Raw genomic sequence first — 16,103 nt, forward strand, 5'->3', positions numbered from 1 at the left:
CTGCCTGGCACCAGATACCTCCGCGTGTAGCTCGGCACGTGACTCAGCCGTACTGCGGCGTCGAGCCCGTGTGGGCTCTGCGCCGGCTGCGTACGGTCGGACGCGGCGCGTAGGACAACCTGAGCACCAACGCCTGTGATTCGTCGCGCTCGGTCCTGGTCAACCTGCGAAAAGCGTACTGCAGGTCGTGCAGCGCCTCGGCGTGACCAGGCGAGAGTGCACTGCGGTCCTGGTCATCGTGGGCATAGAGAAACGCCGGTGACACGGGCTGAACAGCCAGCCCGCGGCGCTGTGCACCGACCCAGACGGCCTCGACCGCCGATCCCGCCAGGGCGTAGTCGGTCAGCCGGCGGCCCCGAACCGAGACGACTGCCAGAGCGGAGCTCGAGGTGACCCGTTCGTAGGTGTCGTCGCCGAGCGCCGAGCCGGCGTCCCAGTCCGACAACTTCGCCATCACCTCCGGCCGGCGCAGGATGTCGAGTACCACCATGTCGCCCGGGTCCAACCCGAGCGTCGTCACGTCGATGCCGGTATCGGGATCTGGATCGCCGGGCCAGCGGAGCTCCGACATCATCTCCCGGTGCAGAGTCGGGGTGAGATAGCGGATCCGGTCCGCCTCGGCGAGCAGGCGTGCGGCGGTCTCGATCTCGGCCGGGTCGTCGAGGACCGTCAGTTCGGCACCCTCGTTGCGAGCGGCGGCCCGCAGGCCGTCGAGCACGTCGGTGGCGATCGGCGCCGACGTGCCCCGGAGCCGGTTGGTCTCCCGGGCCAGCATCGGTTCATAGAGCTCAGCCAACTCAGGTGCGTTGCCGGGGGAGAACTCCGCGATCCCGTACAAGGGTGTGCCCTCGTCACCACGGGACCACTGCACGTGCCCGGTCAGGCCGTGTGCGGCCGCGGCCACCCGAGCGTTGAACGCGGCAGCCCCCAGCGCCACCGCGCTGCCCCGGTACCCGACATCCATCGCCGAGGTGTACTTCGTGGCCAACCGGAGGTTGATCCGGTCGTCGCTCGCCTCGATGTGCCACGGTTGGACATTGCCGCCCGAGGGTGCGCGCGTCGCCGCGTCGGTGAGGATGTCTGCCAAGCCGCCCGCTTCGGCCCGGGCGTCCGCCGGTACGGGCGCGGGTGTGGGTCGGGGTGCAGACCCGATGACCAGCGGGTCGCCGATGCGGTCGAGCGCGTCGGCGATGTCGACGCGAACCCGGCCCGACGGCATCGGCTCACCCAGACCGATGCGCCGCACGGCATTGGCGACGACGGTGGCCCCGAGTACGACCTCGGCGGCGAGTTGGGGCCAGGTGCTCAGCGTCTTGCCGACCTCGACCAGCGAGGCCGCCATCCGGGGCGAAAGCTGGGGCGCGTCGAGAATGCGCAGCACGTGGGGCACCTTGTCCTTGCTGCTGAGCCCGGCCAGATCCCGCGCGGCGATGTCGCCGAGCAGACCGTGCAGGATCGGCCGCGCGGGTTCCAGGTCGAACCGCTCGACATCGAGCAGCCCGCGGTCGCCCGTGGTCATCAGCACCGGCAGCCGTCGGGCCCGGGCAGCCTCGCGGACAAGCACTTTCGCGTCCAGTGAATCGCATTCCTCGACGACGACGTCGAGCCCGTTCAGGAACTGGTCGATGGACTCGGGCACCGCACCGTCGCGGTCGATCCGCACCTTGATGTACGGATCGATCTCGGCGATCCGGCGTGCGGCCACCACGGCCTTGTTCAAGCCCAGGTCGAATACGGTGCCGGGGACCCGGTTGAGGTTCGCCAACTCGAGTTCGTCGAAATCGGTGAGGCGGATCTCGCCGCACAGTCCCTCGGTGGCCAGGTTGTAGGCGATGGCGTGTCCGACGCTGAGGCCGATGACACCGATCCTCAGGCTGGACAGTCGTCGCTGTTCATCGGCGGTGATGAGGTTGCGGTTGCGATCCAGGCGCAGCCGATTGAACGCGGCTGGGCCCAGGATGTGGACCAGGCACCGACGCCACGGGTAGTACGCCCACCGCGTCGGTTCGTCGAGCATTTCCCGGTCGACCGCAGGGACAAGCGTGCGTAGTGCGGCCTGCTGTTCGCGACATTCATCGATGACGGTGATGCGCGGGTCGCGGCGCATCTGGTCGACGGTGTTCACTGAATATCCGCCGTCTTCGATGAAGATGACTCGATATTGGTCGGGCTCGTTGAGTTCGTTCAATTCGGAATTCTCAATGCTTGTGTAGGGGGGTTCCTGGGCGTTTTCGGACATCATCTCGGGGATCATCCTCCCGCCGCGGTCCGGGTATGGGTGTCGAAGCCGTCGGCGCGGGGGTGAGGGCCGATTCGCTGGGCCTCTGCGAAGTATCGCGAGAGCTGTCCCGCGTCAGCGTGGTTGGCGAATGTTCTGCTATCCCACCACATCATCTTCGTCTGGTATCGCTCGTCCGGATAGGGCGTCGCCGGGATTTTCGACGCCAGCACCCCACCCGACGACAGCCAGCGTTTGAGTACATAGGCTGCCGCGGTGGCCATGGCAAACTGAATGTCCAACAGTGTCATGGCGTGCAGCGGCATACGTGCCAGCGTATCGGTGAGTGCGCGGCTCTGCTCTGGGTCGTCGCACACCCATGCGGTCTTCATTTCGACCACTCCGAACGGCAGACGGTCGGCGATCATCTTGCGTACCGAGTCGAGCGCGGGCTGTCCGCCCCATTCCACGATTGCGTGGCTGTCCTCGACGCTCTGGTGCGGGCCCTTGGCCCGCAGACCGCCGACGACGTCGCCGGCGCTGTTGATGCCGACGCAGAACAGCGCCGTATCCTCGCCGGTCCGTAGGGTTTTCGGATCCAACGCTCGCTCCACCCCGTGTTTGCGGTAGTTGGACTGTGCCCCACGGACGTACTCGGTCCACAGTTCACGCTCTGCGTCCGGTCGAGCCACCACGATCGTGCACTCGCTGTCGGGGTCCCACCAGCTTGGGCTTTCGTCCAATGTCACGGAGCGGTTGCCGGCGGGATCGAGTTGGGGAGCGGTCATCTGGAATCCATTTCGTCGGTCAGCCGTGCCCTCCGATTGGGACGGCTGATTTTGGCGTGTAACGCGGTTGTGCGAATACGTGTCATGAGTATCGCGCCGCTCCGTATGGGAATTCCAGCGAGCGGAGAAATCTTGTCCAGGCGGGTGGTGAATTCCGTGCCGACGTCCCCGATTTACTCACGGGTACATGCAATTTTGGCAAATTATGCAATCGCTATTCATGCCGTATAAGTGGGTTGAACACGGATATGGCAAAAATCATGAATTGACGTCGATGTCGAATGGGCGGTGGCCGGGGGTGTGGGAAACCTTTTGCTGTGGCGGTGCTCAGCCAGCCCATCGCCGATAGCACGCGACGGTGAATGGCGCCCGGCTTCGCGTCGGCCCGGCGCTTTCGGATCGGTGATGCGTCGGAGGGTTGTGTGTCGGCCGGGCGGACCGGATGAGATTCTGTTCGGTGATGACAGAGGAGTACCCGAAAGCAACCGCCCTGCCGGCTCAGGATGTCGGCAGGCTGCTGCTGCGTTGCGCGGACCGGCCCGGCCTGGTTGCTGCGATCAGCGGCTTTCTCACCGGCGCCGGCGCGAACATCGTGTCGCTGGATCAGCACTCCACCGAGCAGTCCGGCGGCACCTTCATCCAGCGCACGATCTTCCACCTACCGGGGCTGGCCGCGGTGCGCGACGAACTCGAGCGCGATTTCCGGCGGCAGGTGGCCGAACCGTTCGAGATGGACTTCCGCCTGACGGAGGCCTCCAAACCCAAGCGGGTGGCGCTGATGGCATCCCGTGAAGACCATTGCCTGCTGGATCTGTTGTGGCGCAACCGGCGCGGCGAACTCGACATGTCCGTGGTCATGGTCATCTCGAACCATCCCGACCTTGCCGAGCAGGTGCGCGCGTTCGGTGTTCCGTTCCTCTACGTTCCCGCGACCCGGGAGAACCGGGCCGAGGCTGAGCAACGGCTCCTGGAGTTGTTGCGGGGCAACGTCGATCTGGTGGTGCTGGCCCGGTACATGCAGATCCTGACTCCTGAATTCCTCGACGCCGTGGGCTGCCCGTTGATCAACATCCATCATTCGTTCCTGCCGGCGTTCATCGGCGCGGCGCCGTACCGCAGGGCCAAGGAACGCGGGGTCAAGTTGGTCGGCGCGACAGCGCATTACGTGACCGGCGACCTCGACGAAGGCCCGATCATCGAGCAGGACGTGGTCCGCGTGGACCACCGCCACTCGGTCGGTGACCTGGTGCGCCTGGGTGCGGATGTCGAACGGCTGGTGCTGTCGCGTGCAGTGCTGTGGCACTGTGAGGACCGCGTGATCCGGTTCGGGAATCAGACCGTAGTCTTCTGACCACGGTTCGAGAGGAGTGAGCGTGAAAATCTTCAATGGTCTTGACGAGTTCGTGGCCGCGAAGGGCAGCGAGCTGGGCCCCACCGAGTGGCTGGAGATCACCCAGGAACGGGTGAATCTGTTCGCCGACGCCACCGACGACCATCAGTGGATCCACGTTGACCCCGAGAAGGCGGCCGGTGGCCCCTTCGGCGGGACCATCGCGCACGGTCTGCTGACGCTGTCACTGTTGCCGCATTTCACCCATCAGCTGTACCGAGTCGACAACATCGCGATGGCGATCAACTACGGCTACAACAAGGTTCGGTTCATCACGCCGGTGCGGGTCGGTTCCAAGGTGCGGGCAAGCGCGGCGATCGCCGATGTCGCCCAGCTCGACGGAGCGGTGCAGGCGACCATGACCGTCACCGTCGAGATCGAGGGCTCGGACAAGCCCGCCGCGGTCGCCGAGTCGATCGTCCGCTTCATCGGCTGATCTCAGGCCGGTTTCCGGCGCATTTTCCGACGAGCAGTCTCCCGTCCGGGGGACTGCTCGCGGCGTTCTGACACTTGTCAGATTTCATTGACGTCCGTCAAACTCCGCTGTTAGTGTTCTGCATCACAACGTGAAGGAGCACTGTGTTGCAGCGTTCACTGCCGCGGACCGCGATCATCGGCGCGGGCATCAGCGGGCTCACCGCCGGGAAGATGCTCAAGGACTACCGGGTGCCGTACACGACGTTCGAGACGTCGGACCGTATCGGTGGGAACTGGGCCTTCGGCAATCCGAACGGGCACAGCAGCGCATACCGCTCCCTGCACATCGACACCAGCAAGCATCGGTTGTCGTTCAAGGACTTCCCGATCCCGGAACACTTCCCGTCGTTCCCGCACCACTCCGACATCAAGTCCTACCTGGATGCCTATGCGAACGCCTTCGGGCTGTTGGAGAACATCGAGTTCAACAACGGCGTCGCGCACGCGGCCCGGATCGACGGTGGCGGTTGGGAGATCGAGGATCAGGCCGGCGCCCGGCGCGAGTTCGATCTGCTCGTCGTTGCCAACGGTCATCACTGGGACCCCCGGCTGCCGGAGTTTCCCGGGACGTTCACCGGTGAGGAGATCCATTCGCACCACTACATCGACCCGAAGGAACCGCTCGAGCTGACCGGCAAGCGGATCCTGGTGGTGGGTATCGGAAACAGCGCCGCAGACATCACCGTGGAGCTGTCATCCAAGTCGCTGCAGAACACGGTGACGCTGTCCACCCGCTCGAGCGCCTGGATCGTGCCGAAATACATTGCGGGACAACCGGGTGACAAATACTTCCGCACCAATCCGTACGTGCCGTTGTCCTGGCAGCGCAAGTTGGTCCAGCTGATCGGCCCGATGCTCGGCACCGATCCCACGATGTACGGTTTGCCCGCGCCGAATCACAAGCTCTTCGAGGCTCACCCGACGCAGTCGGTGGAGTTGCCGTTGCGGCTGGGATCGGGTGATGTGATCCCGAAGCCCAACGTGTCCCGCCTGGACGGTGCCACCGTACATTTCGAGGACGGGACCAGTGACGACTTCGATGTGATCGTCTACGCGACGGGCTACAACATCACCTTCCCGTTCTTCGACCGCGATGTCGTCAATGCCCCCGACAACCACATCCGGCTCTACAAGCGGATGTTCAAGCCCGGCATGGACGATCTGGTGTTCATGGGTTTCGCACAGGCGATTCCGACACTGTTCCCGTTCGTGGAATGCCAGTCCAGACTGTTGGCGGCCTACGCGGTCGGGCGCTACGCCCTGCCGCCGGTGGCCGAAATGGAGCGGGTGATCGATGCCGACCAGCAGCTGCACGGTGGACATTGCACCGACCGGCCGCGGCACACCCAGCAGGTTGACTACTTCTACTACGAGCACGACATCCGCACTCGCGAATTGCCCGCCGGGGCAAAACGGGCGGCCGGCCACGTCGGCGCGACGGCCGGAGTGACCGCATGACCTACACCGAGCTCGCGTTCCATTCTGCCGGTGAGCGGTGCAGCGCCTGGCATTTCGCCGCGGCAGGTGATGGGCTCACCGGGGCGCCGGGACGTCCGGTGGTGGTGATGGCACACGGGTTCGGCGGAACCAAGGACTCCGGTCTGCAGCCGTTCGCGGAGCGGTTCAGCGCGGCCGGGCTGGACGTGGTGGCCTTCGACTACCGCGGCTTCGGCGCCTCCGATGGGCAACCGCGGCAGAGCGTTTCGGTTGAGCGTCAGATGGCGGACTACGGTGCGGCCATCGCTGCCGCCCAACAACTCCCTGGGGTGGATCGCAGCCGGGTGGTGCTGTGGGGATCGTCCTTCTCGGGTAGTCACGTCCTTCGGGTGGCCGCGCAGTGCGCTGATGTGGCCGCGGTGATCGGGATGACCCCGCTGACGAGTGGGCTGGCCGCCAGTCGCGCGGCCGTGGCACACCGCGACGTCGCATCGGCACTGCGCTGGACACTGGCGGGGGTGAAGAGCCGGGTGGCCGTGGCGGCGGGCCGGGCGCCGACGTTGATGCCGTTGGCGGCCAAGCCGGGGGAGGCCGGTGCGCTGGCCCTCGACGGTGCATACGACAGCTATCACGCCATCGCCGGGCCGACGTGGCGCAACGAGGTCGATTCGGCGATCGGGATGGAGCTGGTGCAGATCCGTACCGGCGCCGCGGCCAAGGCGCTGAAATGCCCTGTGCTGATCCAGATCGCCGACTTCGACCGGTTCGTGCCGGCCAACTCGGTGATGAAGACGGCCGTACAGGCCAGGGCTCAGGTCCACCACTACCCGTGCGATCACTTCGACGTGTGGCCGGGCCATGACTGGTTCGACACCGCCGCCGAGGACCAGGTGAAGTTCCTGGCCCGGACGTTGGGCACGGCCTGACTCAATCCGGCGAGCAGACACATATGTACCCGACACGCCGACTATTCGGGTACATATGCGTCTGCTCGCGCGGAGTAGCTACGGGCGGTACAGCGCCGCAACGTCTCCCGGCCGCACCTTGAGGGCGGCGTTGCGGGGGAGTGCGTCGACCACCGCCACCGCCACCGGCACATGATGGCTCGGTAGCGCCTCGCGCACCAGGTCTTTCAACTCGGCTTCGGTGGGCGTGACGGCATCGCGCCGCAGCTCGACCGCGGCGAACGGAACCGCGCCGAGGCGAGCGTCGGGAACGCCCACGACGCAGGCGTCGAGCACGCTGGGATGTGAGATCAGAACCCGCCGAACCGTTTCCGGGAGGATCTTGAAGCCGCCGCGGTTGATCGCGCCGTCGCCGCGGCCGTGCAGGGTGACGAACCCGTCCTCGTCGATGGAGGCCAGATCGGTGGTGCGCACCCAATCCGGTCCGATGACCTCGACCCGGGCCTCGAGCAATCCGATACGGCCCGCCGGAACCTCGGCGGCGGTGTCGGGGTCGACGATGCGGACGCGTACGCCGGGCAGCGTACGCCCGACGCTGTCGGGCTTGTCCGCGCCGTACCGGCGGTACAACTCGGGTGTCCAGCTGCACACCGATCCGGCGAATTCGGTTGCCCCGTAGGCCCATAGCAGTGGTATGCCGTAGCGACTCTCGAACTCCGCCCGCAGTTCCGGCTCCAACGGTCCGGAGCCGCCCGACAGTCCCTCCAGCGACGCCAGATCCTCGGGAGGAACGTCGGCCTGCAGCAGCATCCGGAGGATCGCGGGCTGCACGCCCGCCCGGGTGATCCGGTAGGTCTTGATCGCCTGGACCCACTCGGGGACGCTGAACTTCTCCAGCAGCACCATGCGCTTGCCCGAGCACGGTGCGGCCAGCAGCTGGCAGACGCCGATGCTCCCGAACGGCCAGTAGACCAGCGCGGGTGGAGCGTCGGGACCGACCACTTCGGTGCCCGCACCGATCGTCATGCTCAGCACGGTGTGGGCGAGCACCTTGGTGGCGACCGGGATTCGCTTGGGTGGGCCGGTGGTGCCGCTGGTCAGGATATGCAGGCCGGACTGTTCCAGGGCGCGGTCGTGTCGGCTGCCGGGTTGTCGCGCCGCGATCACGCCGACCCCGAGCCGCTCACCGGACAACGAGATACCGGCCGATCCGGCCGCGCGCACCGCGCCGTTGAGTTCCGGTGTCCAGTCGTCGATATCGGCGAGGATCGCCGGCAGCCCCAGGCTTTCGGTGTCGCGCGCGATCGCGGTGGCGGACTGGTACGAGTAGATCATCACCACCGGGCGGCGCGACGCGACGAACCCGAGGATGACCGCGGCGTGGGCCACCCGGTTGCGCACGACGATGCCGACCGGCTCGTCGGGCTCAACGCCAGCTTCGCGCAGCGCGACCGAGACCTGCTCGATGAACTGTGTGATCTCGTTGCCCGAATACCATTTTCGGGCGAACTCGATGAACGGCCGGTCACCGTAGGCCCCCAGCCCGGTGGCCAGGCCGTCGGCGAAGTCCGTGGATACTGGGCTGGACATGCCGGCCTAGAACTGGGTGGAGCCCAGATCGACGGCCACCCGGCTGGCGGTGACATACCGTGATTCGTCGCTCGCCAGCCAGATCGCGGCATCAGCGATGTCTTCGGGTTCGGCGATGTAATCGGGCAGGAACGGCGTCACCATCTGCATGAGACCGGGGTTGGTGTCGTTGGCCCGGTTGAGCGCGGCCAGCATGTCGCCGGTGCCCATCGGGGTGTTGACCGCACCCGGATGCAGGCTGTTCACCCGGATCTTGTGCTTGCCCAACTCGGCGGCGAAGGCCCGGGCCATGCCGGCGACGGCGTGCTTGCTGGCGGTGTAGTGCACCATGAACGGCTGCATCTTGATGCCGGCGGCCGAGCTGATCAGGATGATCGACCCGCCGCGGCCGCCGTCGATGATGTGCTGGGCACCGGCCATGACGGTGTTCCAGGTTCCTGTGACGTTGATGTCCATGACGTCGCGGAACGACTCGGGGGTGGTCTCGTTCCAGGGTTCGGGAACGGTGATGCCCGCATTGGCCACGATGATGTCGAGCCTGCCGAACTCGGCGACGCCCTTGCCGACGATTTCCCGCAGCGCGTCGTGGTCGCGGGTGTCGGCGGCGGTGGCGATGATGCGCTTGCCGGTGGCCTCGACGAGGCGCACGGTTTCGGTCAGATCCTCGGGGGTGGCCGAGTCGTAGGGCACGCTCGGGGGCAGCGGACCGGCGATGTCGACGGCGATGATGTCGGCGCCCTCTTTGGCCATCCGGACCGCGTGCGCGCGGCCCTGCCCACGGGCAGCTCCGGTGATGAAGGCGACCTTTCCGGCGAGCCGCTCGGTCATGGATTCTCCTTGGTCGGTCTGTTGATTCGGTGGGTGGATTCAGTGCTGGCGCTGGGCGGCCTTGACCAGCCCGCCGCCGATGATGAGTCGCTGGATCTCGCTGGTCCCCTCGTAGAGGCGCAGCAGCCGGACCTCGCGGTAGATGCGTTCGACCGGGACCTCGCGCATGTAGCCGGTGCCGCCATGGATCTGAACCGCGAGATCGGCTACGTTGCCTGCCATTTCGGTGCAGAACAGTTTGGCCGCCGAGGGGGCGATGCGGCGATCCTCGCCGGACACCCACTTGGCCGCGGCGTCGCGGACCAAAGCCCGGCCGGCCATCACCCCGGTCTGCTGGTCGGCGATCATCGCCTGCACCAACTGGAAGCTGCCGATCGGTTGGCCGCCCTGGGTCGCCGCGGCGGCGTAGGCGACTGATTCATCGAGCGCGCGTTGAGCGGATCCCACGGCGAGTGCCGCGATGTGGACCCGGCCGCGCGCCAGGGAGGTCATGGCGGCGCGGTAGCCGACGTCCTCACTGCCGCCGACGAGTGCACTGTTCGGCACCCGCACATCGGTGAAGTTGACGTCAGCGGTCCAGGCGCCCTCCTGACCCATCTTGGCGTCCTTGGCGCCCACTTCGACACCGGCGGCGTCGGCGGGCACGAGGAACACGGCGATGCCGGGGCCGTCGGCATCGGCGGGACGGGTGCGGGCGAACACGACGAACAGGTTCGCGGTCGGTGCGTTCGTGATGAACCGCTTCTGGCCGTTGATCACCCAGTCGTCCCCGGTGTCGATTCCCCGGTCGGTGCGCTCCTGCCCGCCGATGCGAACGGCCTTGGTGCGCAGGCCCGCCGGGTTGGATCCGGCGCCGGGCTCGGTCAGGGCGAACGAGGCGACGACGTCGCCGGAGGCGATGCCCTCCAGCCACCGGGTTTTCTGCTCGTCGGTACCGAACCCCACCAGCACCTGCCCGGCGATGCCGTTGTTGGTGCCGAACATCGACCGCAGGGCCAGCGAGGTGTAGCCGAATTCCATTGCCAGTTCGACATCTTGGGCCAGGTTGAGCCCGAGGCCACCCCACTGCTGGGGGATCGCGTAACCGAACAACCCCATGTTCTTGGCCTGCTCGCGCAGATCGTCGGGCACCTGATCGGTGGCCAGGATCTCGTTCTCGCGGGGCACCACGGCGGAGCGGATGAAGCTGCGGGTCTGCGCCAGGATCTCCTGGAAGTCCTCGTCGCTGACTTCGGCAGTGGCCGCGGTGGTGGTCACAGGGGAGCTCCATTTCGTCGCGCGAGATCCGCGGGGGTGATGAATCTCCAATATCGTATATGAAATATGATCTGGCTCAGACAGAGCCCCCGGGATCGAAAGTTAGGTGATCAGGTGTCGTTGCTGACCGGTCAGACTGCAGTGGTGACAGGCGGTGCCCAGGGTCTGGGCCTGGCCATCGCGAGACGTTTCATCGATGAGGGCGCCCGGGTGGTGCTCGGCGACGTCAACCTGGAAGCCACCGAGGCGGCCGCCCAGGAACTCGGCGGGCCCGAGGTGGCGACCGCGGTGCGTTGTGATGTGACCTCGTCCGCCGAGGTCGAGGCCCTCGTGCAGGCCGCGGTCGAGCGGTTCGGCGGCCTGGACATCATGGTCAACAACGCGGGCATCACGCGTGACGCCACGCTGCGCAAGATGACCGAGGAGCAGTTCGACCAGGTCATCGCGGTGCACCTGAAGGGCACCTGGAACGGCACCAAGTCGGCCGCGGCGATCATGCGGGAGAACCAGCGCGGCGCGATCGTGAACATGTCCTCGATCTCGGGCAAGGTCGGCCTGGTCGGCCAGACCAACTATTCGGCGGCCAAGGCCGGCATCGTCGGCATGACCAAGGCGTCGGCCAAGGAGCTCGCGCACCTCGGTGTGCGCGTCAACGCCATCCAGCCGGGGCTGATCCGCTCGGCGATGACCGAGGCCATGCCGCAACGGATTTGGGATCAGAAGCTCGCCGAGATCCCGATGGGCCGCGCCGGCGAACCCGACGAGGTGGCCAAGGTCGCGCTTTTCCTGGCCAGCGACCTGTCGTCGTACATGACCGGCACCGTGCTCGAGGTGACCGGCGGTCGGCACGTATGACTACCCGCGAGGCGGTCATCTGCGAACCGGTCCGCACCCCGATCGGCCGCTATGGCGGCATGTTTGCGTCGCTGACGGCCGTCGAACTCGGTGTCGTCGCTCTCAAGGGCCTGTTGGAGCGCACGGGTGTGGCACCGGAGCAGGTGCAGGACATGATTCTGGGGCACTGCTATCCCAACAGTGAGGCCCCGGCCATCGGCCGCGTGGTGGCGCTCGACGCCGGACTGCCGGTGACCGTTCCCGGCATGCAGGTCGACCGCCGATGCGGTTCCGGGCTGCAGGCCGTGATCCAGGCTTGCCTGCAGGTGCGCAGTGGCGACAACGATCTGGTTGTGGCCGGCGGTGCCGAGAGCATGAGCAACGTCGCGTTCTACTCGACCGACATGCGTTGGGGTGGAGCCCGAAGCGGTGTACAGATTCACGACGGACTCGCGCGGGGACGCACGACTGCCGGCGGGCAGTTCTATCCCGTGCCGGGCGGAATGCTGGAGACCGCCGAGAACCTGCGCCGCGAGTACGGCATCACCCGCGCCGAGCAGGACGAACTTGCGGTGCGCTCGCATCGAAACGCCGTGGCGGCCCAGGAGTCCGGGGTTCTGGCCGAGGAGATCATTCCCGTGACGGTCCGCTCCCGCAAAGGTGAGACCACGGTCGACACCGACGAGCACCCGCGTGCCGACACCACGGTCGAAGCCCTGGCCCAGTTGAAACCTGTTCTGGTCAAGCAGGACCCGGAATCCACCGTGACCGCGGGCAACTCCAGCGGTCAGAACGATGCCGCGTCCATGTGCATCGTCACCACCGGCGAGAAGGCCGCCGAGCTGGGCCTGCGGCCGCTGGTGCGGATGGTGTCGTGGGGTTCGGCGGGTGTCGCCCCCAACGTCATGGGCATCGGCCCGGTTCCGGCTACCGAGGTGGCCCTGGCCAAGGCCGACCTGCAGCTCAGCGACATCGACCTGATCGAGCTCAACGAGGCGTTCGCCGCGCAGGCGCTGGCGGTGACGAAGGAGTGGAAGTTCGGCGAGGCCGACTTCGAGCGCACCAATGTCCGGGGATCCGGTATCTCGCTGGGGCATCCGGTCGGGGCGACCGGCGGGCGGATGCTGGCCACGCTGGCGCGGGAACTCGATCGGCGTCAGGCCCGCTACGGACTGGAGACCATGTGCATCGGCGGCGGCCAGGGGCTGGCGGCTGTGTTCGAAAGGGTGACCCCATGACCAGACTCGCGCAAACCTTGGGGCTCACGGAGTTCCAGACCGAGATCGTCTCGACGGTAAGGCAATTCGTAGACAAGGAGGTCATTCCGACCGCCCAGGAGCTGGAACACTCCGACACCTACCCGCAGGCCATCGTCGACCAGATGAAGGACATGGGCCTGTTCGGGCTCATGATCCCCGAGGAGTACGGCGGGCTCGGCGAGTCGCTGCTCACCTACGCCCTGTGCGTCGAGGAGCTGGCCCGCGGCTGGATGAGCGTGTCCGGGGTGATCAACACCCACTTCATCGTCGCGTACATGATCCGCCAGCACGGTACCGACGCCCAGAAGCAGAAGTTCCTGCCGCGCATGGCGACTGGTGAGACGCGAGGAGCGTTCTCGATGTCCGAGCCCGAGCTGGGCTCCGATGTGGCCGCGATCCGCACCCGCGCCAAGAAGAACGACGACGGCACGTACACGATCGACGGCCAGAAGATGTGGCTGACCAACGGCGGCAGTTCGACCCTGGTTGCCGCGCTGGTGCGCACCGATGAGGGCGCCGACAAGCCCCACCGCAACCTGACAGCGTTCCTGGTCGAAAAGCCCACCGGCTTCGGCGAAGTCGTTCCCGGTCTGACCATTCCGGGCAAGCTCGACAAGCTGGGCTACAAGGGCATCGACACCACCGAGTTGATCTTCGACGGCTACCGCGCGGGCGCCGACGACGTCCTCGGCGGTGTCACAGGGCAGGGCTTCTTCCAGATGATGGACGGGGTCGAGGTCGGTCGCGTGAACGTCTCGGCCCGGGCTTGCGGTGTGGGAGTCCGCGCCTTCGAGCTGGCGGTTCGTTATGCCCAGCAGCGGGAGACGTTCGGCAAGCCGATCGCCGAGCATCAGGCCGTGGCCTTCCAATTGGCCGAGATGGCAACGAAGGTCGAGGCCGCCCACCTGATGATGGTCAATGCCGCCCGGCTCAAGGACTCCGGCGAGCGCAACGACGTGGCCGCCGGCATGGCCAAGTATCTGGCCAGCGAGTTCTGTTCGGAGGTCACCCAGCAGAGCTTCCGGATTCACGGCGGCTACGGCTATTCCAAGGAGTACGAGATCGAGCGGCTGATGCGCGATGCACCGTTCCTGCTGATCGGTGAGGGCACCAGCGAGATCCAGAAGAACATCATCAGCAAGCGACTGCTGTCCGACTATCGGGTCTGAACCGTGTCCATACCCGATTTCGCTTCTCGGCCACAGCTGGCCGAAGATGTGGCGCGACTGATCCGGCGCCGGATCTTCGACGGCACCTATCCGGCAGGCAATTACATCCGGCTCGAGCAACTGGCGGCCGAGCTGGGGATCAGCGTGACGCCGGTGCGCGAGGCGTTGTTCGGCCTGCGCACCGAGGGGCTGCTGACCCAGCAGCCCCGGCGCGGGTTCCTGGTGCTGCCGGTCACGCGGCGCGACATCGACGACGTGGCGGGCGTGCAGGCGCACATCGGCGGGCAGCTGGCGTCCCGGGCGGCCGGCCAGATCACGGACGGTCAACTCGGTGAGCTCGCCCGGATCCAGCGGGAGCTGGAGGACGCCTATGCGCAGGACGATCATGAGGCGGCGGTACGGCTCAACCATGCGTTCCACCGCGGCGTCAACCGGGCGGCCGAATCGCCGAAGCTGGCCCAGCTGATGTCCCAGATCACCCGGTACGCACTGGAATCGGTGTACCCGACGGTGGAGGGCTGGCCCGAGCAATCCACCCACGACCACCGCCGGATCCTGGCCGCGCTCAAGGCGCGCGACGGGGATGCGGCCCGCGACGCCATGGCCGAGCATCTGTGTGCCGCGTCCAAACCGCTGACCGAGCACCTCGACCGGCTGGGTGTGTTGGAGTAGCCAGTTGACCCGCGAGCAGACACAAAGCTGCCCATTTGGGCATGTAAATGGGCAGTTTTGTGTCTGCTCGCCGAGAGAAGTGGGTGGGTAATGCCAGGTGTCCTCGACGGGATACGGGTGCTCGATTACGGCCGGTTCATCGCGGCCCCCTGGTGCAGCGCGATCCTGGCAGACATGGGCGCGGACGTGCTGCGGGTGGAGAAACGCGAAGGCGGGGAAGACCGTTGGGTGCAGGCCGTCACCGAGGGCGGTGAGGGCGGCACCTTCCTGCAGTGCAACCGCAACAAGCGCTCGCTGACGCTGGACTCCACCACCGCCGAGGGCGCGGAGATCACCCGCAGGCTGGTGGCGCAGGCCGACATCGTGATCGCCAACATGCCCGCGGCCGGGATGCGGGCCAGCGGGCTGGATTACGAGACACTCAAGGCGGTCAAGCCCGACATCATCCTGGCCAGTGCAACGGCCTACGGCGAGGGCGGTCCGTACAGCGAGAAGATCGGCTTCGACGGCGCCGGACAGGTGATGTCCGGGGCGGTCTACCGGCAGGGGCTGCCGGACCAACCGATCCGAACGGTGGTGCCGTACGCGGATTTCGGGACCGCGCTCACGCTCGCGATCGGCGTCATGATGGCGCTGTATCACCGCGACAAGACCGGGGAGGGACAGCACGTCGAGGGTGCCCTGCTGCCCACCGCGCTGATGTTGTCGAACGCCTTCCTGATCGAGCGTGAACTGCTGCAGGTCGACAAGCCGCGGATGGGCAACAAAGGTGCGTCGGTCGCGCCGTGCGATCTCTATCGCACCGCCGACGACCAGTGGGTCCTGCTGCAGGTTGCCGGACAGCCGATGTTCAAACGCTGGTGCCGGCTGGTGGGTCGCGAAGAACTGTTCGACGATCCACGTTTCGCCAACGACGACGTCCGCTGGGCCAATGGCGACATCCTCAACGACATCATGGCCGAATGGTGTGCAGACAAGACCAAGGCTGAACTGCTGGAGCTGTTGGATAAGGCGAAAATGCCTGCCGCTCCGCTGCATTCCACGCAGGATGTGCTCGACGACCCGCATGTGCAGGCCATGGGCTACCTGCGGCGCGTCCCGTTCCCAGGTGCGTCGCGCGATGTGCCGATCATCGAGACGCCGTTCCGGATGTCGGCGACGCCGGGAACGATCCGCCGACGGGCTCCGCTGTTGGGTGAGCACACCGACGAGGTGCTCGCCGAGATCGGTTATGACGCCGGGCAGATCGCCCAAATGCGGACGAACCAGATCGTGTGAA

Annotated in this window: 14 protein-coding genes; 9 read left to right on the forward strand and 5 right to left on the reverse strand. The window is 66.5% G+C overall.

The window, feature by feature from the left end; translation table 11 throughout:
- Positions 1-43 precede the first annotated feature (43 nt).
- Both EH231_RS00750 and EH231_RS00755 read right to left on the reverse strand, forming a co-directional pair.
- A complete protein-coding gene (locus EH231_RS00750) occupies positions 44-2,239 on the reverse strand; it encodes an Rv1355c family protein (RefSeq protein WP_241178068.1) in 2,196 nt (731 codons plus the stop codon).
- Between the two features lie 11 nt (positions 2,240-2,250).
- Positions 2,251-3,006 (reverse strand): hypothetical protein, encoded by a 756-nt coding sequence (locus EH231_RS00755; RefSeq protein WP_090434115.1) that lies wholly within the window; start codon positions 3,004-3,006, stop codon positions 2,251-2,253.
- A 460-nt stretch (positions 3,007-3,466) separates the two neighbouring features.
- Between EH231_RS00755 and purU the strand changes: the two genes are divergently transcribed.
- The 4 genes from purU to EH231_RS00775 all read left to right on the forward strand — a co-directional run bounded on the left by purU (position 3,467) and on the right by EH231_RS00775 (position 7,236).
- The gene (gene purU, locus EH231_RS00760; protein WP_164480716.1) at positions 3,467-4,357 is read left to right on the forward strand and encodes a formyltetrahydrofolate deformylase; all 891 of its coding nucleotides are present in this window, start codon (positions 3,467-3,469) and stop codon (positions 4,355-4,357) included.
- Between the two features lie 22 nt (positions 4,358-4,379).
- Positions 4,380-4,832 (forward strand): MaoC family dehydratase, encoded by a 453-nt coding sequence (locus tag EH231_RS00765; protein ID WP_044519355.1) that lies wholly within the window; start codon positions 4,380-4,382, stop codon positions 4,830-4,832.
- A gap of 212 nt (positions 4,833-5,044) precedes the next feature.
- Positions 5,045-6,331 carry a flavin-containing monooxygenase gene (locus EH231_RS00770; protein WP_420891966.1) on the forward strand — a complete coding sequence of 429 codons (1,287 nt, stop codon included), beginning with the start codon at positions 5,045-5,047 and terminating at the stop codon, positions 6,329-6,331.
- Positions 6,328-7,236 carry an alpha/beta hydrolase gene (locus EH231_RS00775; RefSeq protein WP_090434117.1) on the forward strand — a complete coding sequence of 303 codons (909 nt, stop codon included), beginning with the start codon at positions 6,328-6,330 and terminating at the stop codon, positions 7,234-7,236. The genes EH231_RS00770 and EH231_RS00775 overlap by 4 nt, the downstream gene beginning before the upstream one ends.
- 78 nt (positions 7,237-7,314) lie before the next feature.
- Here EH231_RS00775 and EH231_RS00780 read toward each other — a convergent pair whose 3' ends face one another.
- Genes EH231_RS00780 through EH231_RS00790 form a run of 3 tightly spaced genes read right to left on the reverse strand, consistent with a single transcriptional unit; the run spans position 7,315 to position 10,890 of the window.
- A complete protein-coding gene (locus tag EH231_RS00780) occupies positions 7,315-8,805 on the reverse strand; it encodes a class I adenylate-forming enzyme family protein (RefSeq protein ID WP_090434119.1) in 1,491 nt (496 codons plus the stop codon).
- 6 nt (positions 8,806-8,811) lie between these two features.
- Entirely contained in the window at positions 8,812-9,633 is an 822-nt protein-coding gene (locus EH231_RS00785) for a mycofactocin-coupled SDR family oxidoreductase (RefSeq protein ID WP_090434121.1), read from the reverse strand.
- Between the two features lie 39 nt (positions 9,634-9,672).
- Positions 9,673-10,890 (reverse strand): acyl-CoA dehydrogenase family protein, encoded by a 1,218-nt coding sequence (locus EH231_RS00790; protein WP_124711684.1) that lies wholly within the window; start codon positions 10,888-10,890, stop codon positions 9,673-9,675.
- A 66-nt stretch (positions 10,891-10,956) separates the two neighbouring features.
- Here EH231_RS00790 and fabG point away from each other — a divergent pair, with 66 nt between their 5' ends.
- From fabG to EH231_RS00815, 5 genes are all read left to right on the forward strand, one after another.
- Positions 10,957-11,745 (forward strand): 3-oxoacyl-ACP reductase FabG, encoded by a 789-nt coding sequence (gene fabG, locus EH231_RS00795; RefSeq protein WP_164480717.1) that lies wholly within the window; start codon positions 10,957-10,959, stop codon positions 11,743-11,745.
- Complete coding sequence (locus EH231_RS00800; protein WP_090434125.1) at positions 11,742-12,962, forward strand: acetyl-CoA C-acetyltransferase; 1,221 nt, start codon at positions 11,742-11,744, stop codon at positions 12,960-12,962. The genes fabG and EH231_RS00800 overlap by 4 nt, the downstream gene beginning before the upstream one ends.
- Positions 12,959-14,152 (forward strand): acyl-CoA dehydrogenase family protein, encoded by a 1,194-nt coding sequence (locus EH231_RS00805; protein WP_090434127.1) that lies wholly within the window; start codon positions 12,959-12,961, stop codon positions 14,150-14,152. The genes EH231_RS00800 and EH231_RS00805 overlap by 4 nt, the downstream gene beginning before the upstream one ends.
- Positions 14,153-14,155: 3 nt before the next feature.
- Positions 14,156-14,824, forward strand: a complete 669-nt coding sequence (locus EH231_RS00810; RefSeq protein WP_090434129.1) for a GntR family transcriptional regulator — start codon at positions 14,156-14,158, stop codon at positions 14,822-14,824.
- Positions 14,825-14,914: 90 nt separating this feature from the next.
- Positions 14,915-16,102 carry a CaiB/BaiF CoA transferase family protein gene (locus tag EH231_RS00815; protein WP_090434131.1) on the forward strand — a complete coding sequence of 396 codons (1,188 nt, stop codon included), beginning with the start codon at positions 14,915-14,917 and terminating at the stop codon, positions 16,100-16,102.
- The last annotated feature ends 1 nt before the right edge of the window (position 16,103 follow it).

The sequence above is a fragment of the Mycolicibacterium nivoides genome (assembly GCF_003855255.1).
Lineage (GTDB): Bacteria > Actinomycetota > Actinomycetes > Mycobacteriales > Mycobacteriaceae > Mycobacterium > Mycobacterium nivoides.